This window comes from Pseudomonas sp. GW456-E7 (assembly GCF_059424105.1).
In genome coordinates this window covers 31264-52989 of the sequence record NZ_JBWKZB010000027.1, presented here as the reverse complement: position 1 = coordinate 52989, position 21726 = coordinate 31264, and the positions used below count along the sequence as shown (strand labels likewise).

Sequence of the window (21726 nt, the reverse complement as noted above, 5' to 3'; positions counted from 1 at the left end):
GATTAATAAATAGAAAATTGACTAATCATGGTCCCGGAACGAAAAATCATCCCCAGACCGGCGCCGCCAGAGCGCTGCGGATTTGCCGTTTCCCTCCTGCCAGAAAAATAACCAAAGGAGCCCGACCCATGAAGCCTCAAGCTTCGTCCCAGCCGCGCCGTGCGGCAGCCGCCGCCTTTATTGGCACCATGATCGAGTGGTACGACTTTTACATCTACGCCACCGCCGCCGCACTGGTGTTCGGCGCGCTGTTCTTCCCCTCCGACGACAAACTGTTCAGCACTATGGCCGCTTTTGGCACCTTTGCCGTAGGCTTCTTCGCGCGGCCGTTGGGCGGGATCGTCTTCGGCCATATCGGTGACCGCATCGGCCGCAAGAAGTCGCTGATCATCACCTTGTTGATGATGGGCGTGGTCACGGTGTGCATCGGCTTGCTGCCGACCTACGCGCAAATCGGCGCGGCGGCGCCGGTACTCCTTATTTTGCTGCGCATCGTCCAGGGCATCGCCGTGGGTGGCGAGTGGGGCGGGGCGGTGTTGATGGCCGGCGAGCATGCGCCGAAAGGCCGGCGCAATTTCTTCGCCTCGTTTGCGCAACTGGGCAGCCCGGCGGGATTGATCCTGTCGCTGCTGGCCTTCAGCGCCGTCACCCGTCTGCCGGAAGAAGACCTGATGAGCTGGGGCTGGCGCTTGCCGTTCCTCGCCAGTTCGCTGTTGCTGCTGGTGGGCCTGGCGATTCGCCTGGGGGTGAATGAGTCGCCGGAGTTCCTCGCCAGCCGCGAGCAGGCCAGTAAAAACCAGCGCAAGGAACAGGCACCGGTCATGGAAGTCCTGCGTACCGCGTGGCGTCCGCTGTTGTTGTGCATCGGCGCCAACACCCTGGGGATCGCCGGGGTGTATTTCACCAACACCTTCATGATCGCCTACACCACCCAGCAACTCTCATTGCCGCGCTCGCTGATTCTGGAGTGCCTGTTCTTCGTCGCGATCATCCAGTTCTGCATTCAGCCGTTGGCGGCGTGGGTCGCCGAGAAGATCGGCGCGACCCGCTTCCTGTGCCTGGTGTCGCTGCTGGCCATGGCCTCGCCATACCCGATGTTCGTGCTGGTCAGTTCGGCCCAGGCGCCGCTGATCATCCTCGGCATTGCCCTGGCGGTGGTGTGCATGGCGTCGTTCTACGCGGTGATCGCCGGCTACGTCAGTGGCATGTTCGAGACCCGCGTGCGCTACACCGCGATTTCCCTGGCGTACCAGATTTGCGGCGCGGTGGCCGGTGGCCTGACGCCGCTGATCGGCACGATGCTGGCCCACCGGTTCGCCGGCCAGTGGTGGCCGATGGCGGTGTTCTACAGCCTGATCGCCGCGACTTCGCTGCTGTGTGTGCTGTCCCTCGCCCGTCGCCATGCCAGCGCTGAACGCCTGGAACTGGCCAAGGCCTGAACCGAATTTTCCTGGAGAAACTCATGTTGAAGATTAATGGCGAACGCCTCTGGGCGAGTCTGATGGCAATGGCCGAAATCGGCGCCACCGCCCGTGGCGGCAGCTGCCGCCTGGCCCTGAGCGATGAGGACAAGGCCGGTCGTGAACTCTTTGCCCACTGGTGCCTCGAAGCCGGCATGACCCTGAGCGTGGATGCCATCGGCAACCTGTTCGCCCGTCGCGCCGGCACTGACCCTGACGCGGCACCGGTGATGATGGGCAGCCACCTCGACACCCAGCCCGAAGGCGGGCGGTTCGATGGCGTGTACGGCGTGCTCGCCGGTCTGGAAGTGGTGCGCTGCCTGAACGATCTGGGGATCCAGACCCGCAAGCCGCTGGAAGTGGCGGTGTGGACCAACGAAGAAGGTGCACGCTTCACCCCGGCGATGTTCGGTTCGGCGGTGTTCACCGGCATCATGACGCTGGACGCCGCGCTGGCGGTGCGCGACATCGATGGCATCAGCGTCGCCGAGGCACTGCAGCGTACCGGTTATGCCGGCGAGCGCCCGTTGGGTGGCGCGGTGGATGCCTACTTTGAAGCGCACATCGAACAAGGGCCGATCCTCGAAGACAACGCCAAGAGCATCGGCGTCGTCAGCGGCGGCCAGGCGATTCGCTGGCTCGACGTGCGGGTCGAAGGCATGGCGGCCCACGCCGGCACCACGCCTATGCCGCTGCGCAAGGACGCCTTGTACGGCGTGGCGCAGATGATCCAGGCCATCGAAGCCCTGGCGACGGACTTCGCCCCCGAAGGCCTGACCACCGTTGGCGAATTGAGCATCAACAAGTCATCACGCAATACCATTCCGGGGCTGGTGAACTTCACCGTCGATCTGCGTCATCACCGTGACGAAACCATCGAGGCGATGGAGCAACAGGTCCGTGCGCGGTTTCAGGCGATAGCCGACAGTCGCGGTTTGAAACTGGCGATCACCCCGCACTGGATCAGCCCGGCCACGCCGTTCGACGCGGACTGCGTGGCGGCGGTGCAACAGGCCGTGGATGGGCTGGGCTACGCTCAGCAATCGATCGTCAGCGGCGCCGGGCATGACGCGATCCACCTGGCGCGGTTCTGCCCGACGGCGATGGTGTTCATCCCGTGCGTGGGCGGCTTGAGCCACAACGAAGCGGAAGACGTGTTGCCTGAAGATGTGCGGCAGGGCACGGATGTGTTGCTCAACGCCGTGCTGTCTCGTGCCGAAATCATTGAATAAACACAAATCCCATGTGGGAGCGAGCCTGCTCGCGATTGCGGTGGATCAGTCGCCAACAATGTTGAATGTGCTGGCCTCATCGCGAGCAAGCTCGCTCCCACACTGATAGGTATTCATTCCATGCGCAGTTTTTTCCACCCCGAACAATTGCTCCACCATCCACGCAGCTACTACTCCCGTGGCCAGATGCGCACGCCGCAGGAAGTGCCGGAGCGTGCGCAGCGCCTGGTGCAGGCGTCTCATGCCTTGGGTTTCAAGGTCGAGCAACCGGCCGACGCCGGGCTCGCTCCGCTCCTGGCGGTGCACGGCGCACCGTACCTGAGGTTTTTGCAGGAAGCCCATCAGCGCTGGAAAGAGATTCCCGAGGATTGGGGCGATGAGGTGATGTCGAACATCTTCGTCCGCGAACCGAATGCCCTGCGCGGGATACTCGCCCAGGCTGCACGTTATCTGGCCGATGGCAGTTGCCCGGTGGGCGAACAGACCTGGCGTTCGGCCTACTGGTCGGCGCAAAGCGCCATCGCCGGCGCCCGGGCGTTGCTCGATGGCGAGCCGGCAGCCTATGCCTTGTGCCGTCCACCGGGCCACCACGCCCGGGCCGAAGCGGCGGGTGGTTTCTGCTATGTGAACAACGCGGCCGTGGCGGCCCAGGTATTGCGCGAAGGGTTCGCACGGGTGGCGGTGCTCGACACCGACATGCACCATGGCCAGGGCATTCAGGAGATTTTCTACGACCGTGACGACGTGCTCTACGTTTCGGTGCACGGCGATCCGACCAACTTCTATCCGGGTGTCGCAGGCTTTGCCGAAGAACGCGGTGCCGGGGCGGGCGAGGGATTCAACCTCAACCTGCCGATGGCCCATGGCGCCAGCGAGGCCGACTTCCTCGAGCAACTGGATATAGCGCTGAAGGCGGTGACGGACTTCGGTGCCGAGGTGCTGGTGCTGTCCCTGGGCTTCGATATTTTCGAACTGGACCCGCAAAGCAAGGTGGCAGTGACCCGCGAAGGGTTTGCCGTGCTCGGCGAGCGCATTCGCAGCCTCGGATTGCCGTGCCTGATCGTGCAGGAGGGTGGGTATCACCTGGAGAGTCTGGAGGATAATGCGCGGGCGTTTTTTGTTGGGTCAGAGGTTTGGCAGCTTTGAGTTGTGGCGAGGGGGCTTGCCCCCGTTGGGTCGCGAAGCGGCCCTAAAACCAGCGACCTTATACTCACGGAAATACGACGTTCGTCGGTTTACGACTGCTGCGCAGCCGAACGGGGGCAAGCCCCCTCGCCACAGGACTTGCCATAGCCCTTACGTTAACGTAAAGATTGCGGCAGGGCGCCGACGTATGAAGGCGCAAGGGCGGACGACCCGGAGCGCTTGATGACGCTAATAAAAACAAACTCCCCCAAACTGCATCGCGAAGCCCGGCTGGCCCGGGAAAAGCTGCACCTGGAAGGCGAAGTGCCGGATGGCGTCCTGCGTGCGGAAATCGATGCCTCGTGGCGGCGCAGCCTGAGCCATGGCGTGCATTTCAATGCCAAGCACGAGCTGGCGCTGGAATCGAGCGCCAGCCTGGACCTGTTGCTGGCCAGCAATCGCCTGCTGATCGACGCCGCGTTGCCGGCCATCGATTACCTGGCCGAGCGTCAAGGCAAGGAAGGGCTGATCATCCTCGCCAACTCCGACGCCACCATCCTCGCCGTCGAAGGCCGCGCCGACCGTCTCAAGGGCAGCGGCCTGCAGGACATCACCCTCGGCGCCTGCTGGAGCGAAGCGGTCCGCGGCACCAACGCCCTCGGTACGGCACTGGTGGAAGCGCGGCCGACCCTGATCGATTGCGGCGAGCATTATCTGGATCGCCTCAGTGATTTTTCCTGCACCTCGGTGCCGATCCATTGCCCACAGGGCGACATCCTCGGCGTCCTCGACCTGACCCGCGAAGGCCCGCTCGGCCGCGCCCACGACAGCACCGCGTTGCTGGCCATGGCCGTCAGCCAGATCGAAAGCCGGGTGTTCAACGCCAGTTACCCGGACGAGATCGTCCTCGCCTTCCACAGCCGTCGCCAATACCTCGAATCCCCGTGGCAAGGCCTGCTGGCGGTGAGCCTTGGCGGGCAGATCCTCGCGGTCAGCGCCCAGGCTTGTCAGTTGCTCCACGCCGAGCGCTCGGCCCTGGTCGGTCGGCGTTGCGAGGAGTTTCTCGGCGTCGACGGTCTGCAATTGTTGGCACGCCTGCATCAGGGCGGCACCGGCAGCCTGCAGACCGCCAAGGGTGAATTCTTCTATAAAACCCTACGCGCACCGCAACGCTCGATCAACGTCGGCAGCCCGCCGCGCACGGTCGCGAAACCGGTCAAGGCGCAACCGGATCTGGAAGCGCTCGCCGGCAGCAACAGCCGTTACGCCCGAGCCTTGCGCATGGCCCGTCAAGGGTTGGCCAACGAACTGCCAGTCCTGTTATTGGGCGAAACCGGCACCGGCAAAGAGGTGATCGCCCGCGCCCTGCACATGGCCGGAGCGCGCTGCGACAAACCCTTCGTGGCGGTGAACTGCGCGGCCATTCCCGAAGGCCTGATCGAGTCCGAACTGTTCGGCTACCGCGAAGGCGCGTTCACCGGTTCACGCCGGGGCGGCATGGTCGGGCGCCTGCAACAGGCCCATGGCGGCACGCTGTTCCTCGATGAAATCGGCGACATGCCCCTGGCCTTGCAGGCCCGACTGTTGCGGGTGTTGCAGGATCGCAAGGTCGCGCCACTGGGCGCTGGTGAAGAGCAGGACATCGACGTCGCGCTGATCTGCGCCACCCACCGTGACCTCAAGCGTCTGGTGGAAGATAAACACTTTCGCGAGGACCTGTTCTACCGGGTCAACGGCATCAGCGTGATGCTCCCGGCCCTGCGTGAACGCGAGGATTTCGCCGCGCTGGTCAGCCGCCTGCTGGCGACACTGGGCGCACCCGCCGTGGTCCTGCACGATGATCTCGATCGCTTGCTCAGCGGCTATCACTGGCCGGGCAACATCCGCCAGCTGGAGATGGTCCTGCGCACCGCGCTGGCCATGCGCGAACCGGGTGAAACCGTGCTGACCCTCGACCACCTGCCCGACAGCATGCTCGACGAATTGACCGCCGGCGAACGGCCCCAGGCCGGCAGCATCCGGGAAAACGAACTGGAGCTGATCCGTCAGTCCCTGGACACGCATCAGGGCAACGTCTCGGCCGCCGCCGACGCCCTGGGCATCAGCCGCGCGACCCTGTATCGCAAGCTCAAACAGTTGCGCTCCTGATGCAACGCCTGATCGTTCGGCTGATCGACAGCCAGAACCCCGAGGCCTTGCAGGCGTCGCTGCGCTGGCTGTACAGCTTCGTGCGCCCCCATCGCCTGGCGATTGCCGGGCTGCTGGGCTTGTCGGTCTGCGCTTCGGCGCTGGTGCTGGTGCAGCCGTGGCTGACCAAGCTGTTGATCGACGACGGCCTGCTGGCGCGAAACTTCCCGATGCTGGTGCTGATCGCCGGGCTGATGATCGTTGCCGGGCTGTTGGGCACGGCGCTTTCGGGCATCAACCGCTACCTGCACACGCGCCTGTCCGGGCGCATGCTGTTTGCCTTGCGCGATGACCTGTACCGGCATCTGCAATCCCTGTCGCCGAGCTTTTACGGTCAGCGGCGCATCGGTGACCTGATGTCGCGCCTTGATGGCGACGTCGCGGAGATCCAGCGGTTCGCCGTGGACTCGTTGTTCTCGGCGGTGTCGAGCGTGATTGGCCTGGTGGTTGCCATCGCGATGCTGGTGACGCTGTCGTGGAAGCTCTCGCTGCTGGCCCTGGTACTGATCCCCCTCGATGTCCTCTGGCTGCGCTGGATGCGGCGCAAGGTCGAGCGCGATGTGCGGCAGTTGCGCGAGCGTTCGGCGGACATGTCGTCGTTCATGGTCGAGACCTTGCCGGTGATGAAATTCATCCAGTCCGCCGGCCAGCAACAGCGCGAAGCGCGGCGCCTGGAAACGCTGGGGCAGGGCTACATGAGCCAGTTGCTGCGCCTGCAAGTCACCGAGTTTTTCACCCAGGCCGTGCCGGGCACACTGACCTCGCTGTCCCGGGCCTGCGCCTTCCTGATCGGCGGATACTGGGTGGTGCAGGGCACCTGGCAACTCGGTGCGCTGATTGCGTTTTCCACCTACCTGGGGATGGCCGTGGGGCCGGTACAGAGCCTGCTCGGGCTCTACGTGGCGATTCAGCGGATGACCGTCAGCCTCGGCCGGGTCATGGAGTTGCGCGGCGAACAGCCGACCGTGTCGACGCCTGCCAGACCTCAGCCGATGCCCAATGGCGGCGATCTCTGGTTCGACAACGTGCACTTCGCCCACCCCGGTCGCCAATCGACCCTGCGCGGCATCGAAGCGCGGATTCCCTACGGTTTGAAAGTGGCCCTCAGCGGCGGTTCGGGCGTGGGTAAATCCACCCTGATCGACCTGCTGCAACGGCATCACGACCCGCAATCGGGACGGGTCCTGCTGGGCGACGTCGATGTGCGCGAGCTGGATCTGTTCCAGTTGCGTCGACGCATTGCCATCGTCAGCCAGGACATCGTGCTGTTTCGCGGCAGCCTCGCCGACAACCTGGCTTACGCGGTGCCGGACGCCAGCCGCGAAGCGATTGCCGAAGTGGCGCGCCTGGCGCAACTCGACAGCCTGATCGAGTCCTTGCCCGAGGGCCTCGACAGTCCGCTGGGCGAGCGCGGCCAGCAATTGTCCGGTGGGCAGAAGCAGCGCATCGCGATTGCCCGGGCGCTGTTGCAGGACCCTTTGATTCTGGTGCTCGATGAAGCGACCTCAGCGGTGGACGAAGCCACCGAGCGCGAAGTCATCGACGCCATCGACCGCTTGTTTGCCGCACGCACGCGCATCCTGATCAGCCATCGCCCTTCAACCCTGGCCGATGCCGATCTGCGTTTCGAATTGCTCGACGGCGTGCTGACCTCGAAAACGGTGCTGCATGAAACCTGAGTTGCGCGTGGGTGTGGTGGACAGCGGCCATTCGGCGGCGCAACGGGTGCAAGTGATCGCCGGTCGGCGCTTTTCATTGCTCGAAGACGGCCTGGCCGAGGGCGACTTGCGCGAGGATCCGCTGGGGCATGGCAGTGCGGTGATCGAGGCGATTGGCCGGCGTGCACCCTCGGCGCTGTTTTGCGTGGCCCAGGTGTTCGACCAGCGCGGTGTCACCAGTGCCTTGCAGATCGCCACGGCGATTGACTGGCTGGTGGCGCAGAACGTGCGGCTGATCAATCTGAGCCTCGGCCTGCGCCAGGATCGCAGCCTGTTGCGCGCGGCCTGCGCGGCGGCGGTGGCCCGGGGCGTGCTGTTGTGTGCGTCGAGTCCGGCCCAGGGCGAAGGGGTGTTTCCGGCCAACTATCCGCAGGTGTTGCGGGTCACCGGCGATGCGCGCTGCGCCGAACAGGAATGGTCGTGGCTCAACAGCGCCCAGGCGGATTTCGCCGCCTGTGTGCATGGCACGTACCCGGGGCAATCCGGGGCGAGCCTCGGTTGCGCCGCGTTGAGCGGGCACATCGCCGGGTTCCTCGTGGAGCAGCCTGATGCCGGCAACGAGCAGATCATCGAGTGGTTGCGCGACAATGCCCGTTACCGTGGCCCTGAACGGCGCTTCGGGCCATGACGGACATCGTCATTCTTGGCGCCGGACCGGCTGGAGCCGCTGTCGCACTGGGGCTACGGCGGCTTGGCCATGGCGTCACGCTGATCAGCGAATGGCGCCGGTTTGCGGCGCTTGAAGGCGTGTCCGTGCGGGTACTGGATGCCTTGCGCAGCGCGGGCCTGCATCAGGCGTTGACGGAGGCGGCGCTGCCTTCTCAGCGCCAGGTGAGCTGGAACGGCCAGCACCATGCGCAGAACATCGAGTACTTGCTCGACCGTCCGGTGTTTGACCGAGGCCTGCGTGAAGATTTGCGCCAGGCGGGGGTCGAGCTGATCGAAGGCCGGGTGCTCAGGGTTCAGTCATCGGCCAATGGCCACCGAATCGAAATCGACGGACACGAAGCGCTGCTCGCGCCGTTTCTCGTGGAGGCCCGAGGACGCCAGGCTCCCGCTATCGGCAAGGGCTTGCGTGGCCCCGAGACCGTCAGTTTGCTCAATCGCTGGCAAGGTACGCCGGGCAGCACCGCCAGCGCCGTGGAAAGCCTTGCGGACGGCTGGGCATGGATGGCGCGCCGCGCCGACGGCCAGTGTTACTGGCAATGGACGGTGGACGTGGCCAGTGCCGGGTTGCCGGGCAAGGCGATGTTGCTCGATTACTGCCGGCAAAGACGTGGGGAGTCGGCAGTGGCCCGTGGTTTTTTCGGCGGCGAACCGGAGCTGGATTTGCAGCTGCATGCCCGCAGCAGCACGGCGATTCTCAACCCGCAGGTGTGCGGCGATAACTGGATTCGGGTCGGTGATGCGGCGATGGCTGTGGACCCGTTGTCGGGCAATGGCGTCTTTCAATCCCTCTCCTCGGCGTTGCAGGCGCCGACGGTGATCAACACGCTGTTGTGCAAACCTGAGCGAGCGGCTCTGGCCCGGCGTTTCCACCAGCAGCGGGTGGAACAGCTGTTCCTGCGGTTCGCGCGGATCGGCCGGGATTTTTATGCCGATGAGCAGCGTTGGCCAGATCAGCCCTTCTGGCAGGCACGACGGCAATGGCCGGATGCTGAAATCGCTCATGCCGAGGCCGATTTCAATGCCCTGAGAATCGAACGCGCACCGGTGCTGCGCGACGGATTTGTCGACGAGGCCGAGGTGGTGATCACGGCGGATCAGCCGCTGGGGATCTGGCATGTGCAGGGGGTGGAGGTGGCGCCGTTGGTGCGGCGGTTGCGCACGCAGCCGGCTGAGCAGGTGTTGGCCGGGTTGACCGTCGAACAGGGGAGGATGGTTCGCGGCTGGTTGTTGGCTCAGGGATACAAACCCTGATATTTGAGCCGTCTCGACCGGCCTCATCGCGAGCAGGCTCGCTCCCACAGTGGACTGGTGTTGAGCCATGATCCTGAGATCGACGCAAAATCCTGTGGGAGCGAGCTTGCTCGCGATGGCGGCCTAAAGAGCGCCGACTATCAAAGTTTGATCAACACCGACTTCAACTCGGTGTAATGCTCGATCGCCGCATACCCCATCTCACGCCCGACCCCGGACATCTTGTAGCCGCCGAACGGCAACGCCGGGTCCAGCGCGCTGTGGCAGTTGACCCACACCGACCCCGACTTGATGCGCGGAATCATCCGGTGCACCGCCGCCAGATCATTCGACCAGATGCTCGCCCCCAGGCCGTAGGGGCTGTCATTGGCCATGCGCAGGGCATCGGCCTCGTCATCGAACGGAATCGCCACCAGCACCGGGCCGAAGATTTCTTCCTGCACCAGTGAGTGCTTCTGATCGACATCGACAATCACCGTCGGCTTGACGAAGAACCCCGGGCCGAATTGCTCACCGCCGCAGGCGATGGTCGCGCCGCTTTCCCGGCCCTTTTCGATGTACCCGTAGACGCGCTCCTGCTGGCGCGCCGAGATCAAGGGGCCCATGTCGACGCTCGGGTCCAGGCCGTTGCCGAGTTTCATTGCGTTGGCGATTCCGGCGATGTCCGCCACCACATTGTCGAAATGCTTGCGCTGCACATACAGCCGCGAACCTGCGCAGCAGACCTGGCCCTGATTGAAGAAAATCGCGCTGGCGGCCCCGGCCGCGGCGGTTTTCAGGTCGGCGTCGGCCATGACGATGGTCGGTGATTTGCCGCCCAGTTCCAGGGTGACCCGGGTCATGGAGTCCATGGCGATCTTGCCGATCTGCTTGCCCACCGCGGTGGAGCCGGTGAAGGTCAGCTTGTCCACCAGCGGGTTGTGGGTCAGGGCGGAGCCTGCGGTGATGCCGGTGCCGGTGACCACGTTGAACACGCCTTCGGGATAACCGGCCTCCAGCACCAGCTCGGCGAGTTTCAGTGCGGTCAGTGGGGTTTCATCGGCCGGTTTGAGTACAACCGTGCAACCGGTGGCCAGGGCCGGGCCGAGTTTCCAGCAGGCCAGCAGCAGCGGGAAGTTCCAGGCAACGATCGCACCGACCACGCCCACCGCTTCACGACGGATGAAGCTGTGGAACTGATCGTCGGGCATCAGCGGTGCCGACACGTCAACCGTCGAGCCTTCGATCTTGGTCGCCCAGCCGGCCATGTAACGCAGGAAGTCGATGGCCAGTTGCACGTCCATCACCTGGGCCACGGCCGCGCTTTTACCGTTGTTCAGGCATTCCAGTTGCGCCAGCAGCTCGGCGTCGCGCTGCATCAGGTCGGCGAGTTTCCACAGCAGGTTCTGCCGCTCCCGGGGGCGGGTGCGGGTCCAGGACGAATCGTCGAACGCCTGGCGGGCGGCGAGTACCGCACGATCGACATCCTCCGGCGTTGCCCGCGGCACTACGCACAGCACCTCACCGGTGGCCGGATTGTGCAGGGGCATGGTCTGGCCGTCGGCGGCCTCGACCCAGTCGCCGCCGATGAGCATGCGCGGGGCGCGCTGGATGAATGCCGAAGTGGCGGGAAGCAGGTGTGGGAGCGACATGATGAAACCTCGTCTTGTTCGTGTGGCGAGGTCTTTCGCAATGGCTGTGCCAGTTGTGCTCGTTTGATTGGAACCCTGATCGGATGGGGCTCTTGGGTTATTTGCCCATGACAGGGGAACAACTGAGCGTCGCAAATTGCGACAGCGAGGATCAAAAGATCGCAGCCTGCGGCAGCTCCTACACAGGAGTCTGCGTTTACCTGTAGGAGCTGCCGAAGGCTGCGATCTTCTGATCTTGATCCTATGCTTGTCTCAGAGTGCAACAGATGTCGCGATATTAGACGCACGCCGATGGGTTTAGCAGTCGCCAATCACCCATTATTTCCACTAAATGATTGATAAAAAACACTATTCATAAGCTGGCACGCTCCGTGTATTGCTCATCGCAGACGTTTCTCTTGCCTCCGTCAGCGGTTCACCGCCGACGGCAGAAACCATAAAAACGATAAGCCACAACAATAAGAACGCACCGTGCGAGGTTCGACGTTGATGAAGAGAAAACTCCGATCAGGCATGAGCGCCAGCCTGCTGGCCGTAGCCGCTTGCGTAGCGCTGCATTCGCCTCACAGCCTGGCAGCCCGCGACGCCCAGACCATCCTCAAGGAAACCTGTCAGGGCTGTCATACCCCCGAAGCCGATAACGCCCTGAGCCGCATCAGCCACCAGCGCAAGACGCCGGAAGGCTGGCTGATGAGCATTGCGCGGATGCAGACCATGCACGGTTTGCAGATCAGCGACGACGACCGTCGCACGCTGGTCAAATACCTGGCCGACACCCAGGGCCTGGCGCCGAGCGAAACCGACGGCGTGCGTTATGCGCTGGAGCGGCGGCTCAATACCGTCGAGCAATTCGATGACCAGACCAGCCAGATGTGCGGCCGCTGCCACTCCGGTGCGCGGGTGGCCCTGCAACGGCGTCCGGCCCAGGAGTGGGAGCGTCTGGTGAACTTCCACCTCGGCCAATGGCCGTCGCTGGAATACCAGGCCCTGTCCCGCGACCGCGACTGGTTCGATCTGGCCCGCAAAGAGATGGTGCCGCTGCTGGCCAAGCGTTATCCGCTGGACAACCCGGCCTGGAAAAAATGGCAGAGCGCCGCACCGAAAAGCGAAGCCCTGGCGGGTGACTGGAGCTTCAGCGGCCACTTGCCGGGCAAAGGCGAGCTGGCCGGTGTCATGAGCGTAACCGCCGACGGCAGCGACACCTTCAAGGTCAACGTCAAAGGCCAGTATGCCGACGGCACGCCATTCAACGGCGACGGCAGCGCGATTCTCTACACCGGCTATGAATGGCGCGGCAACGTGACCATCGATGGCGTGACCATGCGCCAGGTGTTCGCCGCGCAAGGCAATGCCATGCAGGGCCGGATGTTCGAGGCCGAGCACGACGAACGCGGGCTGGACTTCGTCGCCGCCAAACAGGGTTCCCAGCGTTTGCTGGCGGTGCAACCGGGCTACGTGAAGGCCGGCAGCGAAACCGAAGTGACCCTGATCGGCAGCGGTCTTTCCGGCAAGCCGAATTTCGGCAAAGGCGTGGAAGTGGTCGAAGTCGTCTCGCAGAGCCCGGAGCAGATCAAGGTCAAGCTCAAGGCCGCCGCCAATGCCCAGCCGGGCGCGCGTGCGGTCACCGTCGGCACGCTGAAAGGCCCGAGCCTGTCGGTGTACAGCAAGATCGACGCAGTCAAGGTCGTGCCTGAATTCTCGGTGGCACGGATTGGCGATGGCGGTGGTTCGACGCCGAAAGTCCAGGGCCGATTCGACGCGGAAGCCTGGGGCAAAGGCGCCGATGGCAAACCGTATCGTATCGGCGTGTTCCCGGCGCAATGGAAGGTCGAAGCCTTCGACGACCGCGCCAAGGAGGACGAAGACGTCAAGTTCGCCGGCACCATGCAGGCCGACACCGGCGTGTTCACACCGGGCGATGCCGGGCCGAATCCGGCACGCAAGATGTCCACCAACAATGCCGGCAACCTCAAGGTGATCGCCGCCGTCGACGACGCAGGGAAATCCCTGACCGGCGAAGGCCACATGATCGTGACCGTGCAACGCTGGAACAATCCACCCATTCCATGAGTTGACTGATCTCTCACGGTTTCAGACATCTTTTTGGAATGACCGCAGGCCCCGCCAAGCGGGGCCTGCACAGGAGGTTGGCAATGGGCGCTATCTTGAATCTGGTCGAACGCAACCTGCACGAAGTGCAGGTCGATGCCGACCGCATGCTGTTTCACATCCCCAGCAGTTCGCTGTTCGCCAGCGATGAACTGACGGGCACCATCATCGATACTCTGCGCGGTCCCGGCTGCTCCTCGGACGACCTGATCCAGCGCCTGGCGGCGCGCTTCAACGGCGAGGAAATCACCGAGACCCTGCGCGAGCTGATGGCCCTGGAACTGGTCAGCGACGGCTCGCCGCTGACCCCGGACATCGCCACCAAACGGGTCGAGCGCACGGCGATCAACACTGTGGTGCTGAACGTCAACACCGGCTGCAACCTGAGCTGCACCTACTGCTACAAGGAAGACCTCGACAAGCCGTCAGCCGGCAAGAAGATGGACGTGGAAACGGCCATCGCCTCGGTGGAAATGCTGCTGCGCGAATCCCCGGACGAAGAGCGTTTCACCGTGGTGTTCTTCGGCGGCGAACCGCTGAGCAACCGCAAGCTGATCGAGTACATGGTCGATTACTGTGAGAAGCGTTTTCGCGAGGCCGGCAAGTTCGTCGAATTCGTCATGACCACCAACGCCACGCTGCTCACCGAAGAAACCGTGGACTACCTCAACGCCCACCGTTTCGGGCTGTCGGTGAGCATCGACGGGCCGAAAACCGTGCACGACCGCAACCGCATCACCGTGGGCGGGCAGGGCACCTATGACGTGGTACGGCGCAAGGCCGAGATGCTGCTGTCTCGCTACAACAGCCGTCCGGTGGGCGCGCGGGTGACCCTGACCACCGGCGTGACCGACGTTGAAACCATCTGGGATCACCTGTTCAACGAGCTGGGTTTCGCCGAAGTCGGCTTTGCCCCGGTGACGTCCGGCGACATCAGCACCTTCAACCTGACCAGCGACGAGTTGATCGAAGTCTTCGCCAATATGAAAAAACTCGGTCGGCGCTATCTGGAAGCGGCGCTGGAGCACCGCAACATCGGCTTCTCCAACCTGCACCAGTTGATCACCGACATCCACGAAGGCCACAAAAAGGCCCTGCCGTGCGGTGCGGGCCTGAAGATGCTGGCGGTCGATCACAAGGGCGAGCTGAACCTGTGCCACCGCTTTACCGGTTCGAGCCTGCCGACCTTCGGCAACGTCCACAGCGGCGTCAAGCAGGTGGAGTTGAACGACTTCCTGTCCCAGCGCCTGGACCGCACCAACACCGGTTGCGAAGACTGTCAGATCCGCAACCTGTGCTCCGGCGGTTGCTACCACGAGAGCTACGCCCGCTACGGCGACCCGACGCACCCGACCTATCACTACTGCGAACTGATGCGTGACTGGGTCGACTTCGGCATCGAGGTCTACACCCGGATCATGGCCCATAACCCTGCGTTCATCAGCAGTTACATCACTCCGCGCAAGGCTCACTGATATGAAACATCTCAAGGCAATCAATAACAAAGCGTTGAAGCTGGATCAGGCCGCGGACGAGAACCGCATTGAAGAAGTGGTGGCCATGAGCTCCGTGGCGGGCTGTGCCTCGACCACCGACCCGGGTTGGGAAATCGATGCATTTGGCGGTGTGTCGTCACTGTGCCAGCCGATGGAGGCCGACCTCTATGGGTGCTCCGACCCGTGCTGGTGGCCGGCCCAGGTGCCCGACATGATGAGCACCTACCCGGACTGGAACAAGGATGCCCAGGCGTCCAACGACAACTGGCGCAACCTCGGCACTGTCTTCCCCAAAGACAAGTGATCACAGAAGAAGGATTCCAGCATGCGTAACATCAAAGCCTGCGGCCTGGCCGCGTTCGCCGTCCTGAGCAGCTGTTCTGTCAGTGTTCTGGCCGATGAAAACACCGCGCTGCAAGTCGGTCACGAATACATGGTGACCACCAACTACCCGAACAACCTGCACGTGATCGACCTGGCCACCGACACCTTGTACAAAACCTGCAAGATGCCCGACGCTTTCGGCCCTGGCACCGTGCAATTGTCGCCGGATCGCAAGACCGCCTACGTGCTGAACAATCACTATGCGGACGTCTACGGCGTCGAACTGGACAACTGCAAACAGGTGTTCCACGCCAGCATCACCCAGAAGCCGGGGGAGAAGGCCAAGTCGATGTTCGCCTTCACGGTCAGCCACGACGGCAAGGAGCTGTACACCGTCGCCAACCCGACGCTGATGATGAACGACCGCTACGAAGTGCAGCAGCCTCGGCTCGATGTGTATTCGACCGACGCCGGGATGGATGCCAAACCGCTGCGCAGCTTCCCGGCGCCAAGGCAGCTGACCATCATGCAGAGTGGCGACGACGGCACTTTGTATGTGGCGGGGGCGGACGTCTACAAGGTCAATGTGCAGACCGGCAAGTTCGACGTGCTGATCCCCAGCCGTCACTGGAAACGCCCGAACTACAGCGCGCCGGACGTGCTCTACGTGTGGAACCAGCAGACCTGGCGGCATGACTTCTCGCTGCTCTATACCGCCGCGAAATTCAAGGACAAGAAGCAGGACCCGGCCACCGCCGAATACCTGTACGGCCTGTTCAGCGTCGACCTGAAAACCGGCAAGACCGAAACCACCGACTTCGGGCCACTGACGGAAATCTATTTCAGCGGCATGCGCTCGCCAAAGGACCCGAACCTGATGTTCGGCGTGCTCAACCGCCTGGCCAAGTACGACATCAAGGAGAAGAAAATGCTCCAGGCGGCGACGCTTGATCACTCCTACTACTGCATTTCCTTCAACAAGGACGGCAGCAAGATCTACCTGGCCGGGACGTTCAACGACGTGGCGATCTTCGATGCCGACAGCCTGAAACAGACGGGCAGCATCAAATTGCCAGGCGGGGACATGGCGATTACCACGGCGCAGATTTTCGTCCGGTAATTGCGGCGACTGAACCGACGCCTTCGCGGGCAAGCCCGCTCCCACAGTGGGTTTGTGGTGTGGTCACTATTGTGTGAACACCGCTGAACCCTGTGGGAGCGGGCTTGCCCGCGAAGAGGCCCTCAAAAACACTAAAAATCTTAAACCCCCGGCACCGGGCAACTCATATCCCCCTCCTGGCACTTCAGGTAGTTCTTGAACGTCTGCACCCGCGCCTTGGTCAATTGCGTCACGCAATTGCTGTAGATCAGCGGATACACACTCCCGCCTTCCACGCCGGACGCCGAGAACTTGCACTCGGCATCGCGGAACGCAACCCACGCCCGCTGCGCACCCACCAGCAGTTTCTTGTTGTCCGGGTTGCCTTTGAATCGCGAAGTGATCTGCTGGTACAGCGCATTCAATTCCTTGTCGGCGGCCGCATTCTGCTGCGCCGCGCACTGGTTCATCGTCGCCTGGTCGCTGGCGTTTTCGCAGTCCACGGCGACAGCCATGGAGGTGAACAGCAGGGGCGTCAATGCCAATAGTAAGCGTGGGTTCATGCCGGATTACTCGCTGTGACCGAATGTTGAGGTGCAGTGTAGCGCTGTGACGGATTCAGCCCGCTACGCTTGCCACTGCGAATGTTTCACCAGCGATTGTCATTCGATGCTGTTTCGCAGGAGCGCGTAAGCAGTTTCGAGCCTCTGACTTTGTGATTGCCCCAGAACTTATCCGCGCAAATGCAACCGAATATCTCAGGCATGGTTGATTGCGCATCCCGATTGGTACAACTTTAGGGTTGGTCTTGTGGTCTTACTGACCTACTGTTCAAGTACAGGAGGTGACTTATGAACCCAGCATCTGATCGCATCGAAAGGAAAATCCTGCTCAAGGCCAAACGTTCGCAGGTCTGGCGAGTGATAGCCCATGCCGAAGAGTTCGGACAGTGGTTTGGCGTGGCGCTGAAAGGCAAGCGTTTTGTGGCAGGCGAGTGGACCCAGGGGCAGATAACCTACCCCGGTTATGAGCATTTGCGCTGGAATGTCCTGGTGGAACGGGTCGAGCCGGAGCGGCTGTTTTCGTTTCGCTGGCACCCTTATGCGGTCGAGCCGGAGTTCGATTACTCCCAGGAACCCACCACCCTGGTGAAATTCGAGCTTGAAGACATGGATGACGGCACGCTTCTCAAGGTGTCCGAGTCGGGTTTCGACCACATTCCCCAGCATCGTCGCCTCAAGGCGTTCCGGATGGACAGCCGTGGTTGGGATGAGCAGATGAGCAACATCGAACAGTTTCTTGTGGAAAAGGCCAAGGCCCACGAGCTTCAGGGTGACTGACCAGGGCCTGGCAGTCGGAAGTCAGCTGGAAGTCGCGAAACTCGTGGCCTCCAGGCTCGACGACTGAGGCATCTAAGGGTTTTCGGAAGGTGGCTTATAGCGAATGTCTTACACGCGATGGTAGCGATATCGCCTGTTACAATTTGGATCCGATGCGTATTCTGGCCTCACCCACTGAAGCACAGGATGTGCTCAGGATCACGGATGATCGACCATATGCAAGGAACGCTGCGACAAGGAGTCGTCATGGTCTTGGAAAAACCCGCTTCGGCGGGTTTTTTTGTGGCCGCAGGAAAAGTCGGAGCGGCAGCAGGCGTGTTCCTGCCGCCACTTTTTTACTGACGATCGAGTTTCGCTGCCGCGCGCTCGGTGATTTCCGCCCGCAGCTTCAATGAGCCGGCAGCCCGCTGGCGAGCCTCTTCCAGCACCCTGGCCGGCGCCGTCTCGGGGCTGCCCGCCGTAAACGGCGGGGCCGGAGCGTATTCCAGTTGCAACTGCACCAGCTCGGCGGTGGCCGGGTCGAACAGCTCGGCGGCCAGGGTCAGGGCGAAGTCGATACCGGCGGTGATCCCGCCACCGGTCAACAGATTGCCGTCGCGAACCACCCGATCCTTCACCGGGATTGCGCCCAGCGGCTTGAGCAACTCGTGATAGGCCCAGTGAGTGGTGGCGCGTTTGCCCTTGAGCAATCCCGCCGCGCCCAGCACCAGTGCGCCGGTGCACACCGACGTGATGTACCCGGCGTTGGCGGCCTGGGCCCTGAGGAAGTCCAGGGTCTGGTCATCTTCCATCAAGGGCCCGACGCCACTGCCACCGGGTACGCAGATCACGTCCAGTGCCGGACAATCCTCGAAGGTGGTCGTTGGTTTCAACAGCAGGCCGGTGCTGGCGGTGACCGGCATCAGGTCCTTCCAGATCAGATGCACCTTCACATCCGGCAGCGAGGCCAGTACGTCATAAGGGCCGGTCAGGTCGAGTTGCTGAACCTGTGGAAACAACAGAAAGCCGATCTGCAACGTCATGGTGTTTTTCTCGTGAAGTGGGTGGACGGTTCAACTGTAGGCTCGTAGGATTTGGCGTATACGCCAATATCCCCACGAATTACGCCAAATGTCGAAAACCATCCATGTACTCGCGTTCGCCAACGTGCAATTGCTCGACGTCACCGGGCCGTTGCAGGTATTCGCCTCGGCCAACGACATTGCCCGCCAGCAAGGCCTGCCGCCACCCTACGCGCCGACGGTGATTGCCAGCGGCGGCGGGGCGGTGATGTCGTCGGCCGGCCTGGCGCTGTTGGCCGAACCCCTACCGGATGACGGCACTGACACCCTGATCATCGCCGGTGGCTGGGGTGTCTACGCGGCGGCGCAAGATGCGTCGTTGGTCGCCTGGGTGCGCGAGCATGCCAGTGGCTGCCGACGGGTTTCCTCGGTGTGTACCGGTGCGTTTCTGCTGGCGGCCAGCGGCTGGCTCGATGGCCGGCGCGTGGTCACCCACTGGACCCGCTGCGAGCAACTGGCGCAGCAGCACCCGCGCTTGCAGGTCGAACCCAACCCGATCTTCATCAACGACGGCCCGGTCTGGACCTCGGCCGGCGTGACAGCCGGCATCGATCTGGCGCTGGCCATGGTCGAACAAGACCTGGGGCGCAACATGGCCCTGGACGTCGCCCGGCAACTGGTGGTGTTTCTCAAGCGTCCGGGTGGCCAGTCGCAATTCAGCGTGACCCTGTCCCTGCAACAGGAAGGCCAGCGATTCGACGAACTTCACGCCTGGATCAGCGAAAACCTGACCAAGGACCTCGGCATCCCGACCCTGGCCTCGCAGGCCGGCATGAGCGAACGCAGCTTCGTGCGCCACTACCGCGCCGACACCGGCCAGACCCCGGCCCGGGCCATCGAACTGATCCGCGTCGAAACCGCACGGCGTCTGCTCAGCGATACCGGAGTGCCGATCAAACGGGTGGCGGTGCAATGCGGCTTCGGCAGCGAAGAAACCCTGCGCCGCAGCTTCCTGCGGGCCATGGGGGTGACACCGCAGGCTTACCGGGAGCGGTTTTCGGTCAGTGCCGGAGGAGATCCAGTAGTGCCTTGAGTGTTGCCTCTGGCGCTTCTTCTGGAATGTTGTGGCCAATGCCTGTCAGCACTCGACGCTCATAAGGGCCGGTGAAATGCCGGATATCTTCGTCGGTTTCTTGCGCAGGGCCGACACCGTCATCGGCACCGCACAGGGAAATCGTCGGCACGCTAATGGTTGGTTGTTTGCTCAGGGCCTGCTCCATCCATTCCAGCGCCGGATCGCCAAGGGCATACATGAAGCGGTGGCGGTAGGAGTGAATCACCACGTCGACAAAATCCGGGTTATCGAAGGCCGGGGCGCTCAACGGATAGCGTGCAGCGTTTTCGGCCCAGGTCGGTGACCAGAGCTTCCAGAGCAATTCGCACAAGGCGCGGCGATTTTCGGTCAGGCCTGCGACGCCACGAGGCGTGTGGAAATAGTACTGATACCAATAGCGATGCTCGGTGTCCGGAGCCAATGGCTGTGTCGAATGGGGGATGTCCTGAAGGTTATAGCCATCGCCCGTGACCAGGCAGCGCACCCGTTCCGGCCACAGCGCCGCCACAATGCACGCCGCCCGCCCACCCCAATCGTAGCCACACAGGGACGCCCGTTTGATGCAAAGGGCATCCATCAGGTCAAGCAAATCCTGGGCAAGGGCGGCTTGCTGGCCGGAGCGCAGGGTATCGGCGCTGATGAAACGGGTCGGGCCGTAACCCCGCAGATACGGGACGATCACGCGGTAACCGGTAGCGGCGAGAGCAGGGGCGATGTCGTCGTAGGCGCGCGGCGAATAGGGAAAGCCATGAAGCAGGATGATCGGGTCGCCGGTGGCGGGCCCGTGTTCTTCGTAGGCAATGTCGAGTTGTGTCGTGCGGGCGGTCTTTATTGGCTGCTCAATCATCATCCCCCCCTGACGCCGATAGTTGTGTCACCCGAACAGCACCCTTTGCCAGTGTTCTTCGCTGATGATCGCGATAGGAGCACCGCTCTCTCTCAGCTCAACCGCTTTTTTGATCTTGGTTCCATAAGTGCTATGAAGCCATTGATCGTTTCCGATGCTGCCGACCACCAGATAGTTGATTTTCTTGCTGACCGAACCTCCAATCAGGCCACCGCGTTCGACAATCAGCAATTCACATGCTTTGCGCGGGCCATAAGCCATGACTCCGGTGAACAGGAAAACCCGATCAACCCAGTTCAGCTCGGGTGCAGGGTTATCGAGTGGAAGACTGCAAGGCGTTGTGAAGACCTGGCCAGAGCCAACCGGCAGACCTGCAAACTGGTGCAGCATATCCAGTAGTTCAGCCGATTCTTCGGAGTCCAGCACGCCATCGCTCAACATGTCGGAGAGGCGTTTATAGAGGATGTTCACGACCGGATCACCCAGGTGACACACATGAGCTTCGATCCAGCTCTTGAGAAACTCGGCTTCCTGCTGGTTGATCTTGCCATCGGCAGCGAGTCCAGCCGCAATACCTGTCAACGCGTCGGCTGAACGTCTATCAATGCGTGCTTCGTGGAAGAATCCACTGTTTTGAAATTCCTGATGCAAATCGACCATCGTCCCTGCTCCTAGGATTCAACTTCCGCTACCTGATTGAAATACTTCGCCCGATCCGGTGTAAATGTCACCACCATGGCTGTCCGTGCACAGGTCAGCGCTCGTTCTTGCGCCAGGTCCACGTCCAGGTCTTCCCCGCGCAAGCCTTGCCACTGGGCGAGGTATTTGAGGGAGCCGTATTTTTCGGTTTTCTTCAGGCTGCGGCTGACGCCACCTTTCCAGCCCAGTACCGGCAACTCGCCGGAGAGGCACTGTCGGGCGAGGTCGGGGAAGCGGGCGGCGCGCTGGCGGCCGACTTCCCAGCATTTGATCAGGCCCTTGTCGTCGGCCTCCCAGAGTTCTTCGCGGTTCAAACCGGTTCGGAGCGGGGTGTCGATGCTGCGATGGATGCGTTGGGTCATTCTGGTTCCTTGAATTCGGGTGGTTCTGGACAGCTCCGCTGTACCCTTGATGGTCGATGTTA

General features: G+C 62.6%; 20 protein-coding genes. 14 read left to right on the top strand and 6 right to left on the bottom strand.

The window, feature by feature from the left end; genetic code table 11:
• Positions 1-128: 128 nt before the first annotated feature.
• The 7 genes from AC07YV_RS17895 (at position 129) to qhpG (ending at position 9642) form a co-directional block, all read left to right on the top strand.
• Positions 129-1439: an MFS transporter gene (locus AC07YV_RS17895; RefSeq protein ID WP_102701359.1), complete on the top strand. Its 1311-nt coding sequence runs from the start codon at positions 129-131 to the stop codon at positions 1437-1439.
• A 23-nt stretch (positions 1440-1462) separates the two neighbouring features.
• Positions 1463-2692, top strand: coding sequence for a Zn-dependent hydrolase (locus AC07YV_RS17890; RefSeq protein WP_102701358.1), 1230 nt, complete (start codon positions 1463-1465; stop codon positions 2690-2692).
• Between the two features lie 120 nt (positions 2693-2812).
• Entirely contained in the window at positions 2813-3838 is a 1026-nt protein-coding gene (locus AC07YV_RS17885; protein WP_102701357.1) for a histone deacetylase family protein, read from the top strand.
• Between the two features lie 222 nt (positions 3839-4060).
• Complete coding sequence (locus AC07YV_RS17880; protein WP_102701356.1) at positions 4061-5965, top strand: sigma-54-dependent Fis family transcriptional regulator; 1905 nt, start codon at positions 4061-4063, stop codon at positions 5963-5965.
• Positions 5965-7683 (top strand): ABC transporter ATP-binding protein, encoded by a 1719-nt coding sequence (locus AC07YV_RS17875; protein WP_102701355.1) that lies wholly within the window; start codon positions 5965-5967, stop codon positions 7681-7683. Before AC07YV_RS17880 ends, AC07YV_RS17875 begins: the two co-directional genes overlap by 1 nt.
• Entirely contained in the window at positions 7673-8350 is a 678-nt protein-coding gene (qhpE, locus tag AC07YV_RS17870) for a subtilisin-like serine protease QhpE (RefSeq protein WP_102701354.1), read from the top strand. The genes AC07YV_RS17875 and qhpE overlap by 11 nt, the downstream gene beginning before the upstream one ends.
• Positions 8347-9642, top strand: a complete 1296-nt coding sequence (gene qhpG, locus AC07YV_RS17865) for a flavin-dependent monooxygenase QhpG (protein WP_102701353.1) — start codon at positions 8347-8349, stop codon at positions 9640-9642. The genes qhpE and qhpG overlap by 4 nt, the downstream gene beginning before the upstream one ends.
• Positions 9643-9782: 140 nt before the next feature.
• Here the strand turns inward: qhpG and AC07YV_RS17860 are convergent, their stop codons facing one another.
• Positions 9783-11273, bottom strand: a complete 1491-nt coding sequence (locus AC07YV_RS17860) for an aldehyde dehydrogenase family protein (protein WP_102701352.1) — start codon at positions 11271-11273, stop codon at positions 9783-9785.
• Between the two features lie 489 nt (positions 11274-11762).
• On the opposite strand from AC07YV_RS17860, the gene peaA reads away from it, so the two are divergent.
• The 4 genes from peaA (at position 11763) to peaD (ending at position 16322) form a co-directional block, all read left to right on the top strand.
• Complete coding sequence (gene peaA / locus AC07YV_RS17855; protein WP_102701351.1) at positions 11763-13343, top strand: quinohemoprotein amine dehydrogenase subunit alpha; 1581 nt, start codon at positions 11763-11765, stop codon at positions 13341-13343.
• An 83-nt stretch (positions 13344-13426) separates the two neighbouring features.
• The gene (gene peaB, locus AC07YV_RS17850) at positions 13427-14857 is read left to right on the top strand and encodes a quinohemoprotein amine dehydrogenase maturation protein (RefSeq protein ID WP_102701350.1); all 1431 of its coding nucleotides are present in this window, start codon (positions 13427-13429) and stop codon (positions 14855-14857) included.
• Position 14858: 1 nt separating this feature from the next.
• The gene (qhpC, locus tag AC07YV_RS17845) at positions 14859-15182 is read left to right on the top strand and encodes a quinohemoprotein amine dehydrogenase subunit gamma (protein WP_008016081.1); all 324 of its coding nucleotides are present in this window, start codon (positions 14859-14861) and stop codon (positions 15180-15182) included.
• 21 nt (positions 15183-15203) lie between these two features.
• Positions 15204-16322 (top strand): quinohemoprotein amine dehydrogenase subunit beta, encoded by a 1119-nt coding sequence (gene peaD, locus AC07YV_RS17840; RefSeq protein WP_102701349.1) that lies wholly within the window; start codon positions 15204-15206, stop codon positions 16320-16322.
• A 140-nt stretch (positions 16323-16462) separates the two neighbouring features.
• Here peaD and AC07YV_RS17835 read toward each other — a convergent pair whose 3' ends face one another.
• On the bottom strand, positions 16463-16864 hold the full coding sequence (locus tag AC07YV_RS17835; RefSeq protein WP_102701348.1) for a lysozyme inhibitor LprI family protein: 402 nt from the start codon (positions 16862-16864) through the stop codon (positions 16463-16465).
• Between the two features lie 288 nt (positions 16865-17152).
• Here AC07YV_RS17835 and AC07YV_RS17830 point away from each other — a divergent pair, with 288 nt between their 5' ends.
• On the top strand, positions 17153-17641 hold the full coding sequence (locus AC07YV_RS17830) for an SRPBCC family protein (RefSeq protein ID WP_102701347.1): 489 nt from the start codon (positions 17153-17155) through the stop codon (positions 17639-17641).
• 204 nt (positions 17642-17845) lie between these two features.
• Complete coding sequence (locus tag AC07YV_RS17825) at positions 17846-17983, top strand: hypothetical protein (protein ID WP_158248458.1); 138 nt, start codon at positions 17846-17848, stop codon at positions 17981-17983.
• On the opposite strand, the gene inhA is transcribed toward AC07YV_RS17825, so the two are convergent.
• Entirely contained in the window at positions 17977-18663 is a 687-nt protein-coding gene (gene inhA / locus AC07YV_RS17820) for an isonitrile hydratase (RefSeq protein ID WP_102701346.1), read from the bottom strand. The genes AC07YV_RS17825 and inhA overlap by 7 nt on opposite strands.
• A gap of 88 nt (positions 18664-18751) precedes the next feature.
• Here inhA and AC07YV_RS17815 point away from each other — a divergent pair, with 88 nt between their 5' ends.
• Entirely contained in the window at positions 18752-19735 is a 984-nt protein-coding gene (locus AC07YV_RS17815; RefSeq protein ID WP_102701345.1) for a GlxA family transcriptional regulator, read from the top strand.
• Here AC07YV_RS17815 and AC07YV_RS17810 read toward each other — a convergent pair.
• The 3 genes from AC07YV_RS17810 to AC07YV_RS17800 are packed head-to-tail and all read right to left on the bottom strand — an operon-like array spanning position 19704 to position 21664.
• The gene (locus tag AC07YV_RS17810) at positions 19704-20606 is read right to left on the bottom strand and encodes an alpha/beta fold hydrolase (RefSeq protein WP_102701344.1); all 903 of its coding nucleotides are present in this window, start codon (positions 20604-20606) and stop codon (positions 19704-19706) included. The two genes, AC07YV_RS17815 and AC07YV_RS17810, sit on opposite strands and share 32 nt — an antisense overlap.
• 24 nt (positions 20607-20630) lie before the next feature.
• Positions 20631-21263, bottom strand: a complete 633-nt coding sequence (locus tag AC07YV_RS17805; RefSeq protein ID WP_102701343.1) for a BRCT domain-containing protein — start codon at positions 21261-21263, stop codon at positions 20631-20633.
• Positions 21264-21274: 11 nt separating this feature from the next.
• Positions 21275-21664 (bottom strand): hypothetical protein, encoded by a 390-nt coding sequence (locus tag AC07YV_RS17800; RefSeq protein ID WP_102701342.1) that lies wholly within the window; start codon positions 21662-21664, stop codon positions 21275-21277.
• Between the last annotated feature and the right edge of the window lie 62 nt (positions 21665-21726).

Bases quoted from the DNA above. Each gene is read 5' to 3' on its own strand.
- peaD (WP_102701349.1), top strand. From the start codon at position 15,204: ATGCGTAACATCAAAGCCTGCGGCCTGGCCGCGTTCGCCGTCCTGAGC.
- AC07YV_RS17825 (WP_158248458.1), top strand. From the start codon at position 17,846: ATGATCGACCATATGCAAGGAACGCTGCGACAAGGAGTCGTCATGGTC.
- AC07YV_RS17875 (WP_102701355.1), top strand. From the start codon at position 5,965: ATGCAACGCCTGATCGTTCGGCTGATCGACAGCCAGAACCCCGAGGCC.
- AC07YV_RS17810 (WP_102701344.1), bottom strand. From the start codon at position 20,606: ATGATGATTGAGCAGCCAATAAAGACCGCCCGCACGACACAACTCGAC.
- AC07YV_RS17860 (WP_102701352.1), bottom strand. From the start codon at position 11,273: ATGTCGCTCCCACACCTGCTTCCCGCCACTTCGGCATTCATCCAGCGC.
- qhpC (WP_008016081.1), top strand. From the start codon at position 14,859: ATGAAACATCTCAAGGCAATCAATAACAAAGCGTTGAAGCTGGATCAG.
- AC07YV_RS17890 (WP_102701358.1), top strand. From the start codon at position 1,463: ATGTTGAAGATTAATGGCGAACGCCTCTGGGCGAGTCTGATGGCAATG.
- AC07YV_RS17835 (WP_102701348.1), bottom strand. From the start codon at position 16,864: ATGAACCCACGCTTACTATTGGCATTGACGCCCCTGCTGTTCACCTCC.
- AC07YV_RS17815 (WP_102701345.1), top strand. From the start codon at position 18,752: ATGTCGAAAACCATCCATGTACTCGCGTTCGCCAACGTGCAATTGCTC.
- AC07YV_RS17885 (WP_102701357.1), top strand. From the start codon at position 2,813: ATGCGCAGTTTTTTCCACCCCGAACAATTGCTCCACCATCCACGCAGC.
- peaB (WP_102701350.1), top strand. From the start codon at position 13,427: ATGGGCGCTATCTTGAATCTGGTCGAACGCAACCTGCACGAAGTGCAG.
- peaA (WP_102701351.1), top strand. From the start codon at position 11,763: ATGAAGAGAAAACTCCGATCAGGCATGAGCGCCAGCCTGCTGGCCGTA.
- AC07YV_RS17805 (WP_102701343.1), bottom strand. From the start codon at position 21,263: ATGGTCGATTTGCATCAGGAATTTCAAAACAGTGGATTCTTCCACGAA.
- qhpE (WP_102701354.1), top strand. From the start codon at position 7,673: ATGAAACCTGAGTTGCGCGTGGGTGTGGTGGACAGCGGCCATTCGGCG.
- qhpG (WP_102701353.1), top strand. From the start codon at position 8,347: ATGACGGACATCGTCATTCTTGGCGCCGGACCGGCTGGAGCCGCTGTC.
- AC07YV_RS17830 (WP_102701347.1), top strand. From the start codon at position 17,153: ATGAACCCAGCATCTGATCGCATCGAAAGGAAAATCCTGCTCAAGGCC.
- inhA (WP_102701346.1), bottom strand. From the start codon at position 18,663: ATGACGTTGCAGATCGGCTTTCTGTTGTTTCCACAGGTTCAGCAACTC.
- AC07YV_RS17800 (WP_102701342.1), bottom strand. From the start codon at position 21,664: ATGACCCAACGCATCCATCGCAGCATCGACACCCCGCTCCGAACCGGT.
- AC07YV_RS17895 (WP_102701359.1), top strand. From the start codon at position 129: ATGAAGCCTCAAGCTTCGTCCCAGCCGCGCCGTGCGGCAGCCGCCGCC.
- AC07YV_RS17880 (WP_102701356.1), top strand. From the start codon at position 4,061: ATGACGCTAATAAAAACAAACTCCCCCAAACTGCATCGCGAAGCCCGG.